The 374-nt window shown below is 54.8% G+C and carries 1 protein-coding gene; it reads left to right on the top strand.

The window, feature by feature from the left end:
- Window positions 1–70: 70 nt before the first annotated feature.
- Window positions 71–374 (top strand): efflux RND transporter permease subunit (locus E7681_RS18685; RefSeq protein ID WP_246032556.1); only part of this gene is annotated, 304 nt, incomplete at its 3' end.

Genomic DNA, 374 nt, shown 5'->3' with positions numbered 1-374 from the left:
CGTGGCAACGCTGGTAGCCGAAGAAACTACTCACCTACCTGCCTCTATCCGAGTTGAGGTCGTTCAGGACGTGACATCCATCATCCGCGATCGATTGGTGATGCTGGTGCAGAACGGGGTGATCGGCTTGGTTCTGGTCGTCATCGTCATGAGTTTGTTTTTCCGGCCCGGTTTCGCGATCTGGGCGGCAATGGGCTTGCCCGTCGCTTTTGCCGGTGCATTCCTCTGGATGGCATTGACTGGTCTTAGCTTGAATATGATGACGTTGGTCGCGCTTCTTATGGCAATCGGCATCGTGATGGACGATTCTATTGTGATCGCGGATTCCATCGCGGTCCATGCCGCCGAAAAACCGACAGTCGAGACCGTAACCA

The sequence above is a fragment of the Thalassobius vesicularis genome (assembly GCF_004799325.1).
GTDB classification, from domain to species: Bacteria; Pseudomonadota; Alphaproteobacteria; order Rhodobacterales; family Rhodobacteraceae; genus Thalassobius; species Thalassobius vesicularis.
This window is presented reverse-complemented; position numbering and strand designations above follow the sequence as displayed.